We start from the raw sequence: 1,051 nt of genomic DNA, 5'->3' as shown, positions 1-1,051 counted from the left end.
GGCGTTCACGCAAAAAGCGAGAGTAAACGCGTTTCGCCGAAAGTTTACAAGCCCAGCCCTATGTCATTGAAAGTAAACATGTTCTTCCGAACCCGGGAAGCGGCGCGCACATGTGTATAAGCCGATGAGTACAACGGGGCCCCATAGCCCGCCGCCAAACAAAAGCAGAGCGTCAACGTTCAGTTCGTCGTGCGCCTTCAGTTAGGCGCCTGACCTCTTGGCGGAATCGCCGATTTTCCGTGAACAACGCCACGAACACGATGACGCCAAGAATCAAAGAGTTCCACGAAGCGACTCAATTTGCCGTCCGGGTTAAAAAGTCCACTTCGCCGGTTGTTTTGCTTGACTTCTGCGGAAGATATCCGCCATTGCGGAGGCCGCGAACGTCAATGAACCTGATCGTTCTCGCGGTCGAACGTTTGACACCTGTCCCGTATCACGATCGAGAACAATGCTTTTAACCGAATTCAGAACATCCCATTCGACTGGCCGAACACCTCTTTGTGCCAATTGCACCCTCAGCTCACGCAGTTGTTCGAACGAACTGCGATCTGCTCCAAATACGCGAACTTCGCAATGTGGTCCCATTTCATGGAAAAGAGCCGTCAAAGTTGACGGCATATCCGTCAGTCCATCCAAGTGTGTTAACGCTGCAGTTTTGTTAACGGGGTCGTAAACCGACACTGCAATGCAAGGTCCCACGCCGATGGTCTCAATGTAACGGCGTGCGTCTTCCGAGCCTAAGCGTCCGATCTGGGCTTGGCCGACTGAAAGAATCTGAGCGCTGTCCGTGATATCAAGCGTCTGCCTTGACGTGCTTGGTATTTGGGCTGCGAAAAATGCCTTCGCTTCATCTTGTGCCGCGGCTAACGCGGACATCGCGGCTAGCGTCTCATTCAGTTTAAGACGGGCTTGAGCATCCAAGGCATTCCATTACACACAAGTCTGCTGCTCGAGCTCACGCGCGTATCTGATACCAGCAGCAAAATCCACCACGCGCTGCATGCCTAGCCAGATGGTCTTGACGCCAGGCTCGCCGTCGCCTTTGCGG

At 53.7% G+C, this 1,051-nt stretch carries 2 protein-coding genes; both read right to left on the bottom strand.

The window, feature by feature from the left end; genetic code table 11:
• Positions 1-312 precede the first annotated feature (312 nt).
• A complete protein-coding gene (locus GWC77_RS27960; protein ID WP_173262785.1) occupies positions 313-924 on the bottom strand; it encodes a hypothetical protein in 612 nt (203 codons plus the stop codon).
• Between the two features lie 9 nt (positions 925-933).
• Positions 934-1,051: IS4 family transposase (locus GWC77_RS27955; protein WP_173259959.1), on the bottom strand; the 118-nt coding region annotated here is incomplete at its 5' end.

The organism is Paraburkholderia sp. NMBU_R16 (genome assembly GCF_013282575.1).
Lineage (GTDB): Bacteria > Pseudomonadota > Gammaproteobacteria > Burkholderiales > Burkholderiaceae > Trinickia.
This window is presented reverse-complemented; position numbering and strand designations above follow the sequence as displayed.